16 protein-coding genes are annotated in these 17,083 nt (G+C 50.6%); all 16 read left to right on the top strand.

Features of this window, described 5'->3' with window-relative positions; genetic code table 11:
* Positions 1 to 56 precede the first annotated feature (56 nt).
* Entirely contained in the window at positions 57 to 1,511 is a 1,455-nt protein-coding gene (locus tag ACTRC3_RS00080; RefSeq protein ID WP_349164395.1) for a DUF1846 domain-containing protein, read from the top strand.
* Between the two features lie 190 nt (positions 1,512 to 1,701).
* Complete coding sequence (locus tag ACTRC3_RS00075) at positions 1,702 to 2,325, top strand: HD domain-containing protein (protein WP_440320645.1); 624 nt, start codon at positions 1,702 to 1,704, stop codon at positions 2,323 to 2,325.
* A 95-nt stretch (positions 2,326 to 2,420) separates the two neighbouring features.
* The gene (locus ACTRC3_RS00070; protein WP_440320643.1) at positions 2,421 to 3,314 is read left to right on the top strand and encodes a hypothetical protein; all 894 of its coding nucleotides are present in this window, start codon (positions 2,421 to 2,423) and stop codon (positions 3,312 to 3,314) included.
* Between the two features lie 142 nt (positions 3,315 to 3,456).
* Positions 3,457 to 4,395, top strand: a complete 939-nt coding sequence (locus ACTRC3_RS00065) for a DUF3878 family protein (protein WP_440320641.1) — start codon at positions 3,457 to 3,459, stop codon at positions 4,393 to 4,395.
* 22 nt (positions 4,396 to 4,417) lie between these two features.
* Positions 4,418 to 5,767 carry an esterase/lipase family protein gene (locus tag ACTRC3_RS00060; RefSeq protein WP_440320639.1) on the top strand — a complete coding sequence of 450 codons (1,350 nt, stop codon included), beginning with the start codon at positions 4,418 to 4,420 and terminating at the stop codon, positions 5,765 to 5,767.
* Between the two features lie 169 nt (positions 5,768 to 5,936).
* Positions 5,937 to 7,589 (top strand): Na/Pi cotransporter family protein, encoded by a 1,653-nt coding sequence (locus ACTRC3_RS00055; RefSeq protein WP_440320637.1) that lies wholly within the window; start codon positions 5,937 to 5,939, stop codon positions 7,587 to 7,589.
* 2 nt (positions 7,590 to 7,591) lie between these two features.
* Positions 7,592 to 8,839, top strand: coding sequence for an ATP-binding protein (locus ACTRC3_RS00050; protein WP_440320635.1), 1,248 nt, complete (start codon positions 7,592 to 7,594; stop codon positions 8,837 to 8,839).
* 51 nt (positions 8,840 to 8,890) lie between these two features.
* Positions 8,891 to 9,589: a winged helix-turn-helix domain-containing protein gene (locus ACTRC3_RS00045; RefSeq protein ID WP_440320633.1), complete on the top strand. Its 699-nt coding sequence runs from the start codon at positions 8,891 to 8,893 to the stop codon at positions 9,587 to 9,589.
* 266 nt (positions 9,590 to 9,855) lie between these two features.
* Positions 9,856 to 10,803, top strand: a complete 948-nt coding sequence (locus ACTRC3_RS00040) for a substrate-binding domain-containing protein (protein WP_440320631.1) — start codon at positions 9,856 to 9,858, stop codon at positions 10,801 to 10,803.
* A gap of 19 nt (positions 10,804 to 10,822) precedes the next feature.
* A complete protein-coding gene (gene pstC, locus ACTRC3_RS00035; RefSeq protein WP_158364488.1) occupies positions 10,823 to 11,698 on the top strand; it encodes a phosphate ABC transporter permease subunit PstC in 876 nt (291 codons plus the stop codon).
* The gene (gene pstA, locus ACTRC3_RS00030) at positions 11,685 to 12,557 is read left to right on the top strand and encodes a phosphate ABC transporter permease PstA (RefSeq protein ID WP_440320629.1); all 873 of its coding nucleotides are present in this window, start codon (positions 11,685 to 11,687) and stop codon (positions 12,555 to 12,557) included. The genes pstC and pstA overlap by 14 nt, the downstream gene beginning before the upstream one ends.
* A 2-nt stretch (positions 12,558 to 12,559) precedes the next feature.
* Positions 12,560 to 13,309, top strand: a complete 750-nt coding sequence (pstB, locus tag ACTRC3_RS00025) for a phosphate ABC transporter ATP-binding protein PstB (protein WP_440320627.1) — start codon at positions 12,560 to 12,562, stop codon at positions 13,307 to 13,309.
* A gap of 4 nt (positions 13,310 to 13,313) precedes the next feature.
* Positions 13,314 to 13,961: a phosphate signaling complex protein PhoU gene (gene phoU, locus ACTRC3_RS00020; protein WP_349164406.1), complete on the top strand. Its 648-nt coding sequence runs from the start codon at positions 13,314 to 13,316 to the stop codon at positions 13,959 to 13,961.
* Positions 13,962 to 15,121: 1,160 nt separating this feature from the next.
* A complete protein-coding gene (locus ACTRC3_RS00015) occupies positions 15,122 to 15,388 on the top strand; it encodes a type II secretion system protein (protein WP_440320625.1) in 267 nt (88 codons plus the stop codon).
* A gap of 64 nt (positions 15,389 to 15,452) precedes the next feature.
* On the top strand, positions 15,453 to 15,746 hold the full coding sequence (locus ACTRC3_RS00010; protein WP_440320623.1) for a hypothetical protein: 294 nt from the start codon (positions 15,453 to 15,455) through the stop codon (positions 15,744 to 15,746).
* A gap of 30 nt (positions 15,747 to 15,776) precedes the next feature.
* Positions 15,777 to 17,083, top strand: a 1,307-nt coding sequence (locus tag ACTRC3_RS00005) for a PD-(D/E)XK nuclease family protein (protein ID WP_440320621.1), incomplete at its 3' end; no start/stop codon positions are given.

The raw sequence follows: 17,083 nt of genomic DNA, 5'->3' as shown, positions 1-17,083 counted from the left end.
GAAGCTGTCGCTGGCAGGTTCTGCAGGTGAAAATAAAATACAAAGGGAGAAGCAACATGAGAAAAGGATTTGATAATGACAAATATCTGGCTATGCAGTCGGAACACATCCGGGAGCGTATCGCCAAGTTTGATAATAAGCTGTATCTGGAATTCGGCGGAAAACTCTACGACGATTACCATGCGTCCCGTGTACTGCCGGGCTTCGAGCCGGACAGCAAGCTGCGGATGCTGATGCAGCTTGCCGATCAGGTGGAGATCGTTATCGTAATCAGCGCAGAGGATATCGAGAAAAATAAGGTACGAGGCGACTTAGGTATCACCTACGATTCTGATCTGCTTCGTCTGAAAGCCATTTTTGAGTCCAAGAACCTCTATGTGGGCAGCGTCTGCATTACACACTACGCAGGCCAGTACAGCGCCCAAATGTTCCAGAGTCGTCTGGAGAAAATGGGCGTGAAGGTGTACCGTCACTATCTGATTCCGGGCTATCCGAACAATATTCCGCTTATCGTAAGCGATCAGGGTTATGGACACAACGAATACATCGAGACCACCAAGCCGCTGGTAGTTGTCACCGCGCCGGGACCGGGAAGCGGAAAGATGGCTACCTGTCTGTCTCAGCTTTATCATGAGCACAAGCGGGGCGTCCGTGCGGGCTACGCCAAATACGAGACCTTCCCCATCTGGAACCTGCCCCTCAGCCATCCGGTCAATCTGGCTTACGAGGCTGCCACCGCAGACCTGAACGATGTGAACATGATTGACCCGTATCATTTGGAAGCCTACGGTGAGACTACGGTCAACTACAACCGCGACGTGGAAATTTTCCCGGTACTGCGCGCCATGTTCATGGAGATTTACGGCGACTGTCCGTACAAGTCTCCCACCGACATGGGCGTCAATATGGCCGGCAACTGTATCGTAGACGACGAGGCCTGCCGTGAGGCGTCCGGACAGGAGATTATCCGCCGTTATTACCAGACTCTGGTGAACATTGCAAGGGGTAAATCCAAGGAAGAAGAAGCTTACAAGATCGAGCTTCTGATGAACAACGCAGGCGTAACCGTGAAGGACCGCAAGGTGGTACCTGCAGCCCTGACCCGTGCCGAAGCCACCGGTCACACCGCTGCAGCCATGGAGCTGCCCGACGGCACCATCATCACCGGCAAGACCAGTGAACTGCTGGGCGCCTGCTCTGCCCTGCTTATCAAGGCCCTGAAGCATTTGGCAGGCATTGACGAGGATGTGCTTCTGATTACGCCCAATGTGATCAAGCCTATTCAGAAGCTGAAGGTAGATTATCTGGGCAGCCGTAACCCGCGTCTTCATATGGAGGAGGTGCTCATCGCCCTTTCATCCAGCTCCGAGAGCAACCCGCTGGCCGACCTTGCCCTCCGGCAGCTCCCGAATCTCCGCGGCAGCCAGGTCCACACCTCCCGTATGCTGAGCGCAGCCGATGAGAAGACCTTCCAGAAGCTGGGCGTGATGCTGACCTCTGAGGCGAAATAGATATAGAATATGAAAAGGTAGAGCTGGCGTCAGGCGGCTCTGCCTTTTTTATGTAACAGAAAATTCATCACATATTAATCCTATTGACAAAGTAGGAATATAAGTATATGATGAATGAAATACAGAATTAGAAGAAGCCGCTCCGACAGCCGCCAGGCCTTTCGGAGGGAGTACAAGGAGACGATGAAGCATGAGCGATATTTCCAGAGAAAAGGCATTTGCCTTATTAAAAAAGTACAATCAGGATCCCTTTCATATCCAGCACGCACTGACGGTAGAAGCCGTGATGAAATGGTACGCACGGGAGCTGGGCTACGGTGCAGAGGAGGAATACTGGGGCATTGTAGGCCTGCTGCATGATATTGATTTTGAACTGTATCCGACGGAGCATTGCCTGAAAGCGCCGGAGCTTCTGCGGGAAGGCGGCGTGTCGGAGGATATCATTCACGCAGTCGTTTCCCATGGCTATGGAATCACCGTGGAGTGCGGCAAGACCCTGGATGTGGAGCCGGTGCAAGAGATGGAAAAGGTGCTGTTTGCAGCAGATGAGCTGACCGGTCTTATCTGGGCAGCTGCACTGATGCGTCCGTCCAAGAGCACCAAGGATATGGAACTGAAATCTCTGAAGAAGAAATACAAGAGCAAGGGCTTCGCGGCTGGCTGCTCCAGAGAGGTTATCGAGCGTGGCGCGGAACAGCTCGGCTGGCCGCTGGAGAAGCTGCTGACTATGACGCTTCAGGCCATGGCGGACAGTGAGGACGAGATCAACCGGGAGCTGGAAGCGGAAACTGCTCAGCTATATGCGAAGAGATGAGCGGATCTTTTTACCTCGGGAGAAGAGGGGAAAGCTTGCTTGATTTTATGTAAACTATAATAACCTTTTGAAAGATAAGCAGAGGAAAAGGTAACATGAAAAAAGCATATTATCATTTACCGGGCTTGTTTGAATTCTACGAGTTGTATCAGGTATTCCTGCCATTATTCCGTCGGCACCGGAACTGGTTTTACGACTGGTGCGACATCGGCTCCATCTACGGCGCTCCGGCGGACTGTATCTGGGGCGGCGGCCGCGCCGGGTTTGGGGAAGCAGAGCCTAAGGAGGTTCTGGAACTCATGCAGGGATACGGCATTTCTGCCCGGTTGACCTTCAGTAATTCGTTGCTTCGGGAGGAGCATCTTTTCGATAAAAAATGTAATGCGCTCTGCGCTTTATTCGAGCAGAAAAGTGCGGTACAAAACGGCGTCATTATTCACTCGGATTTGCTGCTGGATTATTTAAAGAAGACCTATCCGGGACTTTATTTTGTCTCTTCTACCACAAAGGTTCTGACGGATTTTCAGCAGTGCCATAAGGAAATTGAACGAACGGAGTTCCGATATGTGGTGCCGGATTTTCGCCTGAACAAGGCACTGGATAAATGGGAGACATTATCACAGCCGGAGAAAGACAAGGTCGAATTTCTCTGCAACGAATGCTGTTGGCCTGGCTGCAAAGACCGGAAAGAGTGCTACGAGACCGTCAGCCGGAAAAACCTCGGAGAAAACGTGGAGCACATCTGTCAGGCTCCCAACGTGGCAGAAGGCTATCGTTTTTCCAAAGCCATGAAAAGCCTGGCTTTTATCAGCATCGATGATATCCAGGACATTTATTTGTCCCTTGGATTTTCCCAGTTCAAAATGGAAGGCCGTGGTCTCGGCAGCGCCCTGATTCTGGAGTTTCTGCTTTACTACATGACGAAGCCGGAGCATCAGTTGGAAGTCAGAGAAGAGATTTATCTGGATAATATGCTGGATCTTTTTTAAAGAAAACTCTGATTCAATCAAAAGGTTGGACAGGAACGAACATAGAAAATAAGCGGAGGAGTATCGGATTCCGGATCGGAGTCTGCAGATCGCGGAGCTGCTGAGAAGAGCGTAAAATGAGAGAACACAAAAGAGGTTATACATGGATATATTTGTAATGCTGGAGGAATTGCTGGAGCAGGATCAGTTTGAATTATTGCCAGCAAAAGAGGGCGATACGGAGCGCAGGTTAGTTTATCTGATGAACGATGCCGTGGAAAGCTTTCTGGTATTTCGTGGCGCGGCGCTGACCGGTCATTACCTGGAGGATTATGAGGGAGCGCTGACCTGGTCCATGAGTCGGGACGCGGCCAGGTATGTGCTGGTGGTCCGGCAGGGCGATAACGCAGTGACGCTGCTGTTTGAAAATCTGGATTTGGAGGTGCAGCTCTACAATTATGGAAAAATCGCGCATTTCTGGGTGCCTGGATATGAATATCTGCGGCAGCTGGAATATCGGATTGCGATTCTCCGGGATAAATGCGAATATCTGGGGCCGGAACATTGCACCCCGGAAGAGCGGCGACTGGCGCATCTGGCTTATTTTCCACCGCTGAATTACTGCTGTTATCCGGCTGTCCCGGCGAAATACATTGTGCCGATTCCGGATCCGTGGAATCCTTCGGAAGAAGCGTTGAATGTCATGGAGGAGCTGGCGCGGGAATGCGGAAATAAAAAGCTTGGGTGGCGGCTAAAGTTTTACCGAAGACATCCCTGGCCCCTTCTGGCAAAACGGATTGCGGCCATGCTGCATCGCACGGAATGCGAGGAGGTGGTAGACCTGTTGTCCCGGCGATTGCGGGAAGCAGTGCAGGATTATCCCAGACGTTCCTTTGGGAAAGCAACTGATAACGCGATAAAACGGCTGGAGCAGCAGGCCGAAGAGCGTCGGCAGGAGCTGGCAAAGCGCGGAATCCGCGCGGAAGTACTGCGCGAGGAACCTTTTACCATCGCGCAGGATAATCTGGAATTCCATGTATATTTGATGATCTGGGAAACCAGAGGACGGGATCGTCGGGTGCGGATTGAGACGATAAAATAGAGAGAGAAGGGAAAGAGCATCAATGAAAAAATACATCCCCAGAATTTTCAATATTGCAGTAATTTCTACCCTGGCAGTCAGCCCATTGCTATGGAAGAGTAATTGGCTGAATTCGTGGGGAATTTTATTATTATTCCTGTGCCTGATTTTCATCTGCATGAAACCGGGCTGTTATATGGACATTCTACATTCCCGGCGGCTTCGGACCTGTCAGAACGGTGTGGAGCTTATCTATCTGTTCCTAAGCTCTTGCGTGCTGGCCGGTGGATTCTGGCTGGCGACATTTGCAGGCTGGACGTTACCGCAGGTGAAAGCGGAGGCGGACTGGAGACTCTGGCTGGGAGCGGCGGCAGTTCTGATTCTGGTGGAAGCCGTGGTATTCTGGAGCGGGATTCTACGGATTTACCTGTCTTCGGCGCAGATCGGGATAAAATGGCGCCTTATCGGTATCGTCTGCGGTATGATTCCGGTGGTGCATCTCATCGTCCTGGGCAGGTTGGTAAAACTGGCAGCCCGGGAGGTGCAGTTTGAAAATGAGAAAATCGTGCTGGACGAAAACCGTGCGGCAGATCAGGTCTGCGCGACGAAATATCCGATTCTAATGGTTCATGGCGTCTTTTTCCGGGATTTCCGTTACCTGAATTACTGGGGACGGATTCCGGCGGAGCTAGAGAAAAATGGAACCGTTATTTACTATGGAAATCATCAGTCGGCGGCCTCTGTGGCCGATTCGGGAGCGGAGATTGCGGCCCGGATTAAGGCCGTACTTCAGGAGACTGGCAGTGAGAAGGTGAACATCATCGCCCATTCCAAGGGTGGTCTGGACAGCCGCTACGCCATTTCCAGGCTTGGGATGGCTCCTTATGTGGCGTCCCTCACCACCATCAACACACCCCACCGGGGCTGCGAATTCGCAGACTATCTGTTGAATCTGATACCTGAGAAACAGAAAAATGCTGTAGCAGCCGCTTACAATGCCACGTTGAAAAAGCTGGGTGACGATAATCCAGATTTCCTGGCGGCTGTGGGCGATCTGACAGCCAGTGCCTGCCGGAAGCTGAACGAAGAACTGCAGGATCCGGCTGGCGTCTACATCCAAAGCACCGGCTCCTGCCTGAAGCACGCCTCTGGTGGTCGCTTTCCCCTGAACCTGACCAACCGTTTCGTCCACCTATTTGACGGTGAAAACGACGGCCTGGTAGGGGAAGCTTCCTTCCGTTGGGGCGAAGCATACACCTACCTGACTGCCCCCGGCCACCGCGGTATTTCTCATGGAGACATGATTGATCTGAACCGGGAGAATATCGAAGGGTTTGATGTGCGGGAGTTTTATGTAAATTTGGTGAAGGGGTTAAAAGAAAAAGGATTTTAAAATAATAGCGCAGAAGCATTCCGACAGGATTCTTTCTGCGCTATTTTACACAAACTTAACATAACCTGCGATCTTTTTTTACCTCTCCTTGATAAGGTGATAACAGAAACAAAAGAAAAAATTAACTTTGAGAAGTTATCATGAATGTAATATCAGGAGGGAGTAGAACATGCAACATGTAGAAATGCTGTTTCGTTTTATCGGAGGTCTGGGTATGTTCCTGTACGGCATGAACGTCATGGCGGACGGACTGCAGAAATCCGCGGGCAATAAAATGAAACATTTACTGGAGTTCCTGACCCGGAACCGTCTGATGGGAATTCTGGTGGGAGCCGGAGTGACCGCAATTATTCAGAGCAGCTCGGCGACCACGGTTATGGTCGTCGGTTTTGTAAATGCGGGTCTGATGAATCTGACCCAGGCAGTGGGCGTCATCATGGGCGCCAATATCGGTACCACGGTGACGGCCTGGCTGGTGTCCATGAGCGAATGGGGGGCGTTCCTGAAGCCGGAATTTTTCGCTCCGCTTTTGATTGGAATCGGAGCTTTTATGCTGCTGTTTTCCAAAAAGGAAAAAATCGTGGATGTGAGTGAAATTCTCATTGGTTTCGGCGTACTGTTTATCGGACTGAGCTTTATGTCCGGCGCGATTACCCCTTACCGGGACGCGCCGATTTTCTCCGAGGCCTTCCGGGTACTGGGCCGGAATCCGATCTTAGGCATGCTGGCCGGCCTGGCAGTTACGGCTCTGATTCAGAGCTCTTCCGCGTCGGTGGGTATTCTGCAGACGCTGGCGGCCAATGGCCTGGTCAACTGGAGCTCGGCAATATTTATTACCCTGGGACAGAATATCGGTACCTGTGTAACCGCGCTGCTGTCCAGCCTGGGAGCCCATAAGACGGCCAAGCGCGCGGCAGTCATCCATCTGATGTTCAATACCATCGGCGCAATTGTATTCGGCCTTCTGATGTTTGTGGTCTTTACCATCAACAAGGCCTGGGCGTCTTCGGAAATTAACAGCGTGGGAATTTCCGTGTTCCATACCTTCTTTAATATTACGAATACGCTTCTTCTTTATCCCTTTGGCAATCTTCTGGTGAAGCTGTCCGGAATGATTGTGAAGGACGACGGGGAGGAGGAGCAGGCAGAGGAGGCCTTCGAGCTTCCCCATATCGAATCCCGTTTTCTGGAGACTCCGTCCTTTGCGGTGGAGGGCGCCCTGAAGGAAGTGGTCCGCATGGGCGAGCTGGCGATTGCCCACGTGGAGCTTGTATTTGACGCCATTCGGACCGGCAGCCAGAAACGGGTTGACAAGGCAGTCCGCTTAGAGCAGAATATGAATGAATACGAGAAAAAGATGACAGAATATCTGGCGGAAATCAGCAAGGGTTCCCTGACGGATCATCAGCGTCTGATCATCAATGATCTGTTCTACACCGTCAGCGATCTGGAGCGGATCAGCGACCACTGCGATAATCTGGCGGAACTGACCCAAACCATGATCAGCGACGGGCTGCATTTCTCCATGGAGGCCATGCAGGGCTTTGAGGAGATTGCAGGTCTGACCGTGGACGCGGTGAAGGCAGCGGTGCTGGCCCGTGAGACCGAGAAAATGGCCTACGTGCAGCAGGTGGTTCAGATCGAGGACGAGATCGATGATCTGGAGGAGGATCTCAGAACCCAGCATATTAACAGGCTGGCGCACAATGAATGTTCCGCGGCCCGGGGCGTCATTTTCCTGGATATGCTCAGCAATATTGAACGGATTTCCGATCATGCAAACAACGTGGTAGGCTACGTGGCAGACGAGAAAGAGGGATAAGCGTGAAAAAGAAGGTTCTGGTAGGCTATATTATTGCGGCAATGATTGCGTTAGTCGCGTTTGAATACGCATTTTGGACAAATGGCTTCAGCTATCTGGAGCATCAGAGCGAGAAAAGCTACCTGACCCAGGCAGAAATGCTGCGGGATTTGTTCCGGGCAGAGGATGTGGCCGGGGAAAACGGCTATGAGCAGTTTGCGGAGAATTACGCGAAAGCCTACAATATCCGGATTACCATTATAGATTCCGAGGGCAATGTGCTGGGAGAGTCCCAGGGCGCCAGCGATCTGATGAGCAATCATCTGAACCGGGAAGAGGTGCAGAAGGCCCTGGAGGGGCAGAGCAACAGCCTGATCCGGAAATCCGATACCTTTGATGTGGACTACTGCTACTGCGCAGTCCCGGTGGACAGCGGCGACTTCCATGGCGTCATGCGTGTGGCCCTGCCTTTAAGTGAACTGAAAAATATGGATAATGAATTTGTCCGTTCCACGGTTCTGGTAACCCTGGTGCTTCTGGTTGTGGTATTTTTCCTGGGCGCTTATTTCCGGAAATATGTGCAGGCCATGAAGAAGGTGGAAAATATGCGGCGGGAATTCGTGTCCAATGTGACCCATGAGCTAAAGACTCCGCTGACCTCTATCCGGGGTTTCGTAGAGACCCTGAAGGACGGAGCCATTGAGGATCCGAAGATGGCCCACAGATTTCTGGATATCATTGACATTGAGACGGAGCGGCTGAGCCATCTCATCAGCGATACTCTGCTGTTGTCCGAGATTGAGAGCAAGCAGGACACCAACCGGGAGCCCTGCGACGTCAACGCAGTGATCGCCGAGGTGGTGGAGCTTCTGCAGCCCAAGGTCAAGGAGCATGTCCGCCTGATTTTCCAGCCGGATCCGACGCTGAAGCCCTATAACTGCAACCGGGATCGGATCAAGCAGCTGCTGATCAATCTGATAGACAACGGCCTGAAGGCCACGGAGTTCGGCGCGGTTACGATAGTGTGTCATACACTGGGAAATCAGCTGGTGCTGGAAATCTCGGATACCGGTATCGGCATGGAGGAGGAGCAGCTGGAGCGGATTTTCGAACGCTTCTACCGGGTAGATAAGGGACGCTCCAAGGCCCAGGGCGGTACCGGACTGGGACTGTCCATTGTGAAGCATATCGTGGAGTTGTATAACGGCACCATCCATGTGACCAGTAAACCGGGCGTCGGAACCGAATTTACAGTGAAGCTGCCCTACTAAAAAAGATCATAGAAATAATGGAAGGCACTGAATCATTGCAGAGGAGATATCATGGCAAAAAAAGTTATATTAACCATAGATGATGAAGAACATATCTTAGATCTGTTGGAGTACAATCTGGAAAAAAATGGATACGAAGTCCTGCGGGCTGAGACCGGAGAAAAGGGACTGGCGATTCTGAAAACCATGCAGGTGGATCTGGTGCTGCTGGATTATATGCTGCCCGGCATGGATGGCATTGAGGTTTTAAAAGAAATGCGGGCGGACAAAAATCTGTCTACAATGCCTGTCATTATGCTGACAGCCAAGGGCGAAGAGATCGATAAAGTCCTGGGACTGGAGATGGGCGCCGATGATTATATCAGCAAGCCCTTCGGCATCCGGGAGCTGCTGGCTCGGGTGAAAGCGCTGCTTCGCCGCAGCTCTCTTGAGAAAATCGAATCAGAGCCGGAGGATAAGATTACGGCGGGGGATCTACTGATTAACAATACATCCCGGGAAGTCTATATGGACGGAAAGCCCGTATTTCTTTCTCTGAAGGAGTTTGAACTTCTCTACCTTTTTGCCAGCCACCGGAATCGGGTATTCACCCGGGAGCAGCTGCTGGAGCTGATCTGGGGCTATGAGTATTCCGGAGAAACCCGGACTGTAGACGTCCATGTGCGGAATCTCCGCAAGAAGATCGAAAAGGATCCGGATCACCCCCAGTATATTCAGACCGTGCGCGGAATGGGATACAAATTCGTCTGAAACAGAATAGGAAATGTAAGAAGAAAAGCTCGCGGAGGCGTCAGTGCAGAGACCCTCTGCCGGGCTTTTTTTATTTCCACATAGTTCTGATGGCACAACAAAACCCTTACTGCTTCTTTACATACCCTTAACGAAACCTGGCTTTTACCCTTTACATTGGCAGACTAAGATATAAATCACAGGGCGGACAAGAGAAACCAAACGCCTTGGAGAAGAAAAGAGAGAAGAGGCCGGAAACGTTCACCCGGCGAAAAGGAGAAAACATTATGAAAAAGAAAACAGTTAGCTTATTGATGACCATGGCACTTACAGCAGCAATGCTGGCAGGCTGCGGAAGCTCTGAGACCGCAGATACCACAGCGGCTGTGGATACTACGGCTGAGGCAGAGGATACTGCGGCAGCGGCAGATACAGCAACAGCAGATTTTGACACCGACGAGGATATCTCCGTATACTCCCGTGAGGACGGTTCCGGAACCAGAGGCGCATTCATCGAGCTGTTCGGCGTAGAAGAGAAGGACGCCAACGGAGAAAAGATTGACAACACCACCGAGGACGCAACCATCACCAACAATACCTCCGTTATGATGACCGGCGTGGCTGGCGATGATTACGCAATCGGATACGTATCCTTAGGTTCCCTGAATGATACCGTAAAGGCACTGAAGATTGACGGCGTAGAGCCCACCGTAGAAAATATCAAAAGCGACAGCTACAAGGTATACAGACCCTTCAACATCGCAACCAAGGGCGAGGTAAGCGAGGCTGCGCAGGATTTCATTGATTATATCCTGAGCGCAGAGGGACAGCAGATTGTAAGCGATGAGGGATACATCACCATCGACGACGCAGCTCCGGCATTCGCGGGCGGCCAGGCAAGCGGCAGCGTGACAGTAGCAGGTTCTTCTTCCGTATCTCCGGTGATGGAGAAGCTGGCAGAGGCTTATATGAAGCTGAACGGCAACGTAAAGATTGAGATTCAGACCAGTGATTCTACCACAGGTATGACCTCAGCTATCGACGGCGTATGCGACATCGGAATGGCTTCCAGAGAGCTGAAGGACACAGAGACAGCTGAGCTTACCGCAACAGTTATCGCACAGGATGGTATCGCGGTAGTTGTAAATAACAACAACCCCATCGACAACCTGACCAAAGACCAGGTAAAGAGCATTTACGTAGGCGAGACTACTTCCTGGAGTGAGGTAGAGTAAGCAAAAGAGGGCAAATGATATGAAACAGGCGGCTTGGAAAGCGCGTATCAAGGAAGTATTTATGCAGGCGGTGTTCTTCATAGCCGCCTGCACCTCTATTCTGGCAGTAATACTCATTTGTGTATTTCTGTTTGCCAACGGACTTCCGGCCATCGGAAAAATCGGACCGATGGAGTTCCTGCTGGGAACCAGATGGAAGCCGGGCAACAATATTTTCGGAATCCTGCCCTTTATCCTGGGCAGTATCTACGTGACAGCGGGAGCGATTCTCATCGGAGTTCCCATCGGAATCCTGACCTCGATTTTCATGGCGTACTATTGCCCGAAGAAAATCTACCGTCCCCTGAAGGCAGCCACCGAGCTGCTGGCCGGAATCCCGTCGGTCGTGTACGGCTTTTTTGGCATGATGGTTCTGGTTCCCCTGCTCCGGCAGATTCCCCATTGCAAGGGAAATGTCATGCTGACCGCATGCATCCTTCTGGGTATCATGATTCTGCCGACCATCATCGGAACTACGGAAACGGCTCTTCGGAGCGTACCGGCCATGTACCATGAGGGAGCGCTGGCACTGGGAGCAACCAAGGAGCGGAGCGTATTTACGGTTATCGTCCCGGCGGCAAAATCTGGTGTGCTGACCGGAATTGTACTGGGAATCGGCCGGGCCATCGGCGAGACCATGGCGGTTATCATGGTAGCCGGAAATCAGACTAAGATGCCGGAAAGCCTGTTTAAGGGCGTCCGTACCATGACGGCAAATATCGTCATTGAGATGGGCTACGCCACAGACCTGCACCGGGAGGCTCTGATTGCCACGGCGGTTGTACTCTTTGTATTTATTCTGATTATCAACTTAAGCGTATCACTGTTAAGGAGGGGCGGAAATGGAAGCAATTAACAAGCAGACGGCAGGCGATAAGCTCCATGCTCTGCGGAAGCATCCGGGTTCTTTGATTCTGTTCCTGCTGGTGGTGCTGGCAGCATGCGTGACCTTTGCCGTACTGATTTTCCTGATTGCCTACATTCTGATTCGGGGCGTACCCTATCTGACGCCGGAGCTGTTCTCCCTGCATTACACCTCGGACAACGTTTCCCTGATGCCGGCTCTGTTCAACACCATCGAAATGATTTTCCTGGCACTGATTCTGGCGGTTCCCGTGGGTATCTTTTCTGCCATTTATCTGGTGGAATACGCGAAAAAGGGAAATAAATTCGTCGGCGTGGTGCGGGTAACGGCGGAGACGCTGTCAGGTATTCCCTCTATCGTCTATGGCCTGTTTGGTATGCTGTTTTTCGTAACAAAGCTGAAATGGGGCTATTCCATGCTGGCCGGAGCCTTTACCCTGGCGATTATGATTCTGCCGCTGATTATGCGGACCACAGAGGAAGCTCTGCTGGCTGTACCGGATTCCTACCGGGAGGGAAGCTTCGGACTGGGAGCCGGAAAGCTCCGAACCGTCTTTCAGGTGGTACTGCCCAGCGCCATTCCGGGTATTCTGGCGGGCGTTATCTTAGGCATCGGCCGTATCGTGGGCGAGACGGCGGCGCTGATGTACACCTCGGGAACCGTGGCCAAGTATGCGGGAGCCATGGAATCGGGAAGAACGCTGGCATTGCACATGTATGTACTGACCAGTGAGGCCCTTCATGTGGATCAGGCCTCTGCCACAGCTGTGGTACTGCTCATCATTGTGATCGGAATTAACGCATTTTCCAGCTTCATCGCAAAGAGGCTGGCGAAGAAGACAGGAGAATAGAAATGGGTATTATGAACATTGAACATCTGGATCTGTTCTACGGGGATTTCCAGGCGCTCAAAAATGTAAATATGGAGATTGAGAAAAATGAGATTACCGCATTTATCGGCCCCTCCGGCTGCGGCAAATCCACCTTCCTCAAATCCCTGAACCGTATGAATGATATGGTGGCCGGCTGTAAGATTACTGGAAAGGTAACCTTAAATGGACAGGACATCTACAAGGGAATGGACGTGAATGACCTGCGCCGGAGAGTGGGCATGGTATTCCAGAAGCCGAATCCATTTCCTATGAGCATCTATGACAATATTGCCTACGGTCCCCGGACCCACGGAATTCGGAATAAAGCGAAGCTGGACGAAATCGTGGAGGAATCTCTGCGGAATGCAGCTATCTGGGATGAGACTAAGGATCGCTTAAAGAAGAGCGCCCTGGGCATGTCCGGCGGTCAGCAGCAGCGTCTCTGCATCGCCAGGGCCCTGGCCGTGAAGCCGGAGATTCTGCTGATGGACGAGCCGACCTCCGCGCTGGATCCGATTTCCACCTCCAAGATTGAGGATCTGTGTATGGAGCTGAAGAAGAGCTTTACGATTGTGATGGTGACCCACAACATGCAGCAGGCAGCGCGTATCTCTGACAAGACCGCATTCTTCCTGCTGGGCGAGGTGATTGAGTACGGCAACACGGATCAGATCTTCTCCATGCCGAAGGATACCCGTACCGAAAATTATATTTCAGGAAGGTTTGGTTGATGTTATGAGAGATTTTTATGAAGAACAGCTGAATGAGCTGCATACACAGATGATCGCTATGGGCGGTCTGTGCGAAAAGGCCATTTCCAATGCTACAAAAGCTCTGACAGACGGCGATCTGCAGCTGGCAGAGGAAATTATGAAGAATGACGCCATCATCAACCGACAGGAGCGGGACATCGAGAGTCTCTGTATGAAACTGATTCTCCATCAGCAGCCGGTGGCAGGGGATCTCCGCCGGGTTTCCGCGGCCCTGAAAATGGTGACGGATATGGAGCGTATCGGCGATCAGGCGGCAGATATCGCAGACATCGTCATTGATATGAACGAAAAGCTTCCGGATAAGTTCCTTCATGTGTGCAAGATGGGCGTGGCTGCCATGAAAATGGTGACAGACAGTGTTACTGCTTATGTGGAAGAAGACCTGGAGCTGGCCCGTCAGGTAATTCGGGATGATGATATTGTGGACGGACTGTTTTTAAAGGTAAGAGGGGAAATCCTGGACGCCATCCGCGACGGCGGCAGCAAGGGCGAGGAGGTGCTCGATCTGTTCATGATCACGAAGTATTATGAGCGGATCGGCGACCACGCCACCAATATTGCAGAGTGGGTGGAGTATTCCATTACCGGGGAGCGGTCCAACGAGAATTAAATATCGTCTGAATGCTTGAATTCCTGAGAAAGCTGTGATATAGTTATCACAGGCAAATGATAGCAGTATTCCGAGAGAATACAAATTGAAAGCCAGAGAGCTGCAACTCTCTGGCTTTCTTGTCATTTATGGCTGACCAGACCAAGGCTAGTTACCGATCAATCATCTCTGTCTAACCATTTGCATATGTAGTAGGCGACTACACTTGCCATGACAGAGAGAAAAAATGATAGCAGAACTTCCAAAAGAATACCCCCTTTCTGTCACCAGTATCGGGGCGGTAACATGCTCATTATATCAATTGTTATGGGATATGTAAATACAAAACAGAACATTTGTTCTTGCAAATGGTTTTAAAATATCAGAAAATAATAAAATATTTGCACAAATAAAACAATAAAAGAAGAAAAAATTTAAAATAAATTAAAAATAAGTATTGACAAACGGAAGAAGTCCCGCTATAATACAATTAAAGATAAGGAACACGAAAAACAAGACAAAAGCTTCAGAAGAAAGGAAGCGAAAAACAACTCAACTATCTTCTTAAATATAACCCAGTTATATTTAACATAGAGAATGAGTAATCTAAGTAAAGGAGGTACAGTCCAACAGGAACGTAACGAACCACCCCATAATCTGAGAAAAGAGAGGTACGGACCGCCGAAGACTTAAGAGGGACTTCCTAAGAAAGCTTTCAGAAAGATGTCAATCTTAATCAAAAGCAGAATTACGGAAGGCAGGAAAAAAGGTAACCGTAAATCAAGCGTTCGATGAGAATCGGTAAAAAAGAAGAAAAAGCCGGATGAGAAAGAAGGAAGAAAAGGCAAACCGGTACAAATGAACTTTACAGAAGATCGAAAAACAAAAACCGAAGACAGAAGAAATCGAACGGAAAAAGTCTATGAGACTTCAAAATAAAAGAAACTGAAAACAGAATAAAGAAATGAGGTATTAGTCCAATGGACAGCATAGTTTAGCAGCGGGTATCAATGTAAGCAGAGTTGATGCCCGCTGATTTGTTGTGTGGGAAAATTCCCCTACTAAAGCATAACACAATATGCTATAATCCATATGGACATCGCGTACCATCATATAAACGCAGTGAAATTCGCAGAAAAGCGATATGAGGTATCGCAGAATATACAAGGGGAATGATAAAGATGAAGTCTCAAAAAAATAAACAGGGTTTTACCTTAGTGGAGCTTATTGTAGTACTGGTTATTCTGGCAATTCTTGCAGCCTTGCTTGTGCCGGCTTTGACCGGATACATTGACAGAGCCAGGGAAAAGAAGCTTACAGCGGAAGCAAAGGGAGTCTGGACGGCTGCGCAGGCAGCGGCTTCTGAGTATTACGGACTGCATATCAATGACACAGCGATGCAGAAGTCTATGACAAATTCATGTACCATCAATGGAAAAAAAATATAACAACCTTGGCAGAATATCAAATTCGACACTTTCGGATGAACTGAAGAAGTGGCATACAAAAAATTTGACTGCCAGCCAGATGATTGGCCAGCAGGTGCTGATCTACCTGGAAAGCACCGACAAGACGAATCCCCAGTATCAGTTTGGCAATGCCAATGTTCCAAAACCGGGGAAAACCTTAAAAGAAAATATTCGGAATAATTTTGGAAGCAACGTACCTGGAAATGCAGTATTTATCCAGATATTTTATGATGAAAACTGCAGAATTCTTGCGCTTAACTTTGGGAAAGAGGGCTATCTGGTGACCATGACGGAGGGACAGGATCCTGTCTGTGAAAAAAACGGAAAGGTGCTTTAAAGATGGGCGAAAGCAAGGAAGGAGAACACCATGTCCCTGCAATTCATTTTCGGTAATTCCGGCGCGGGAAAATCTTATACTTTATTTCGGAGTGTGATCGAGGATTCCATCCGGCATCCGGATCAAAGCTATCTGGTGATCGTGCCGGAGCAGTTTACCATGCAGACCCAGAAGGAGCTGGTGCGGCTGCATCCGGACGGCGGTATCCTGAATATTGATATTCTGAGCTTTCAGCGGCTGGCTTACCGGGTGTTTGAGGAGACCGGAACCCGGGTGGGAAAGGTACTGGAGGAGACCGGTAAGAATCTGGTGCTGCGGAAAATCGCCCAGGAGCGAAAAGGGGAACTGAAGGTCCTCGGTGGGAATTTGAAGAAAATGGGGTATATCAGTGAGATTAAATCACTGATTTCCGAACTGACCCAGTACGCAGTGACAGAGGAGGCACTGGCGGATTTCCTGGAGAAGAGTAAGGAGAAGCCTCATCTATATTATAAATTGTGCGACGTGCAGGTCCTTTACAAGGCGTTCCATGCCTATCTGGCGGATCAGTATATCACGGCAGAGGAGCTGCTGGAGGTGCTCTGCCGGGTGGCGGAGCGGTCGCAGATGATCCGGGAGAGCGTCATTGTGCTGGACGGCTTTACGGGTTTTACGCCGATCCAGAATAAGCTGATGCAGAAGCTGATGCAGTACGCAAAAAAGGTAATGGTGACCGTGACCATCGACGAGCGGGAGAACCCCTATCATGTGGAGGGTGAGCACCAGCTTTTTTACCTGAGCAAGAAGACGGTGGCGGGGCTGAAGCGGCTGGCCCAGGAAGTGGATGTCCGGGAGGAGGAGCCCATCTGGGTACACTCCGGGGAGAAAAGCCGGTTTGCGGCGGGAGGCGAGCTTCAGTGGCTTGAGCAGAATCTGTTTCGGCTGCGGTGGCAGCGATATCCGCAGAATTCCGGGCAGATCAGCCTTCACATTTTAAAAAATCCCGAGGAGGAGGTATCCTGGGCAGCAGGCCGGATCCGGGAGCTGATTCGGGAGAAGAATTATCACTACCGGGATTTTGCCCTGATTACCGGAGACATGGAGAGCTACAGCTCGGTGCTGGAGCGAATACTGGCGGATTATGAGATCCCCTGCTTCCTTGACAATAAGCGCAGCATCCTGAAGAATCCCTTTGTAGAATTCATCCGGGCGCTGCTGGAGATTGCGGAGCAGGATTTCTCTTACGAATCGGTGTTCCGGTACCTGCGGAGCGGTCTGTCCGGTATGGAGCCGGAAGAGGTGGATCTGCTGGAAAATTATGTGCTGGCGCTGGGTGTTCGCGGCGCGAAGCGATGGGA

Origin of the sequence: Laedolimicola sp. (assembly GCF_051972735.1) — a bacterium.
Taxonomy (GTDB): domain Bacteria; phylum Bacillota; class Clostridia; order Lachnospirales; family Lachnospiraceae; genus Laedolimicola; species Laedolimicola intestinihominis.
Note: the sequence above shows the minus strand (reverse complement) of the source record. Positions and strands in the feature narration are given on the sequence as shown.

Bases quoted from the DNA above. Each gene is read 5' to 3' on its own strand.
- pstB (WP_440320627.1), top strand. From the start codon at position 12,560: ATGGGTATTATGAACATTGAACATCTGGATCTGTTCTACGGGGATTTC.
- pstA (WP_440320629.1), top strand. From the start codon at position 11,685: ATGGAAGCAATTAACAAGCAGACGGCAGGCGATAAGCTCCATGCTCTG.
- ACTRC3_RS00065 (WP_440320641.1), top strand. From the start codon at position 3,457: ATGGATATATTTGTAATGCTGGAGGAATTGCTGGAGCAGGATCAGTTT.
- ACTRC3_RS00015 (WP_440320625.1), top strand. From the start codon at position 15,122: ATGAAGTCTCAAAAAAATAAACAGGGTTTTACCTTAGTGGAGCTTATT.
- ACTRC3_RS00045 (WP_440320633.1), top strand. From the start codon at position 8,891: ATGGCAAAAAAAGTTATATTAACCATAGATGATGAAGAACATATCTTA.
- ACTRC3_RS00070 (WP_440320643.1), top strand. From the start codon at position 2,421: ATGAAAAAAGCATATTATCATTTACCGGGCTTGTTTGAATTCTACGAG.
- ACTRC3_RS00060 (WP_440320639.1), top strand. From the start codon at position 4,418: ATGAAAAAATACATCCCCAGAATTTTCAATATTGCAGTAATTTCTACC.
- ACTRC3_RS00040 (WP_440320631.1), top strand. From the start codon at position 9,856: ATGAAAAAGAAAACAGTTAGCTTATTGATGACCATGGCACTTACAGCA.
- ACTRC3_RS00080 (WP_349164395.1), top strand. From the start codon at position 57: ATGAGAAAAGGATTTGATAATGACAAATATCTGGCTATGCAGTCGGAA.
- ACTRC3_RS00055 (WP_440320637.1), top strand. From the start codon at position 5,937: ATGCAACATGTAGAAATGCTGTTTCGTTTTATCGGAGGTCTGGGTATG.
- ACTRC3_RS00075 (WP_440320645.1), top strand. From the start codon at position 1,702: ATGAGCGATATTTCCAGAGAAAAGGCATTTGCCTTATTAAAAAAGTAC.
- pstC (WP_158364488.1), top strand. From the start codon at position 10,823: ATGAAACAGGCGGCTTGGAAAGCGCGTATCAAGGAAGTATTTATGCAG.
- phoU (WP_349164406.1), top strand. From the start codon at position 13,314: ATGAGAGATTTTTATGAAGAACAGCTGAATGAGCTGCATACACAGATG.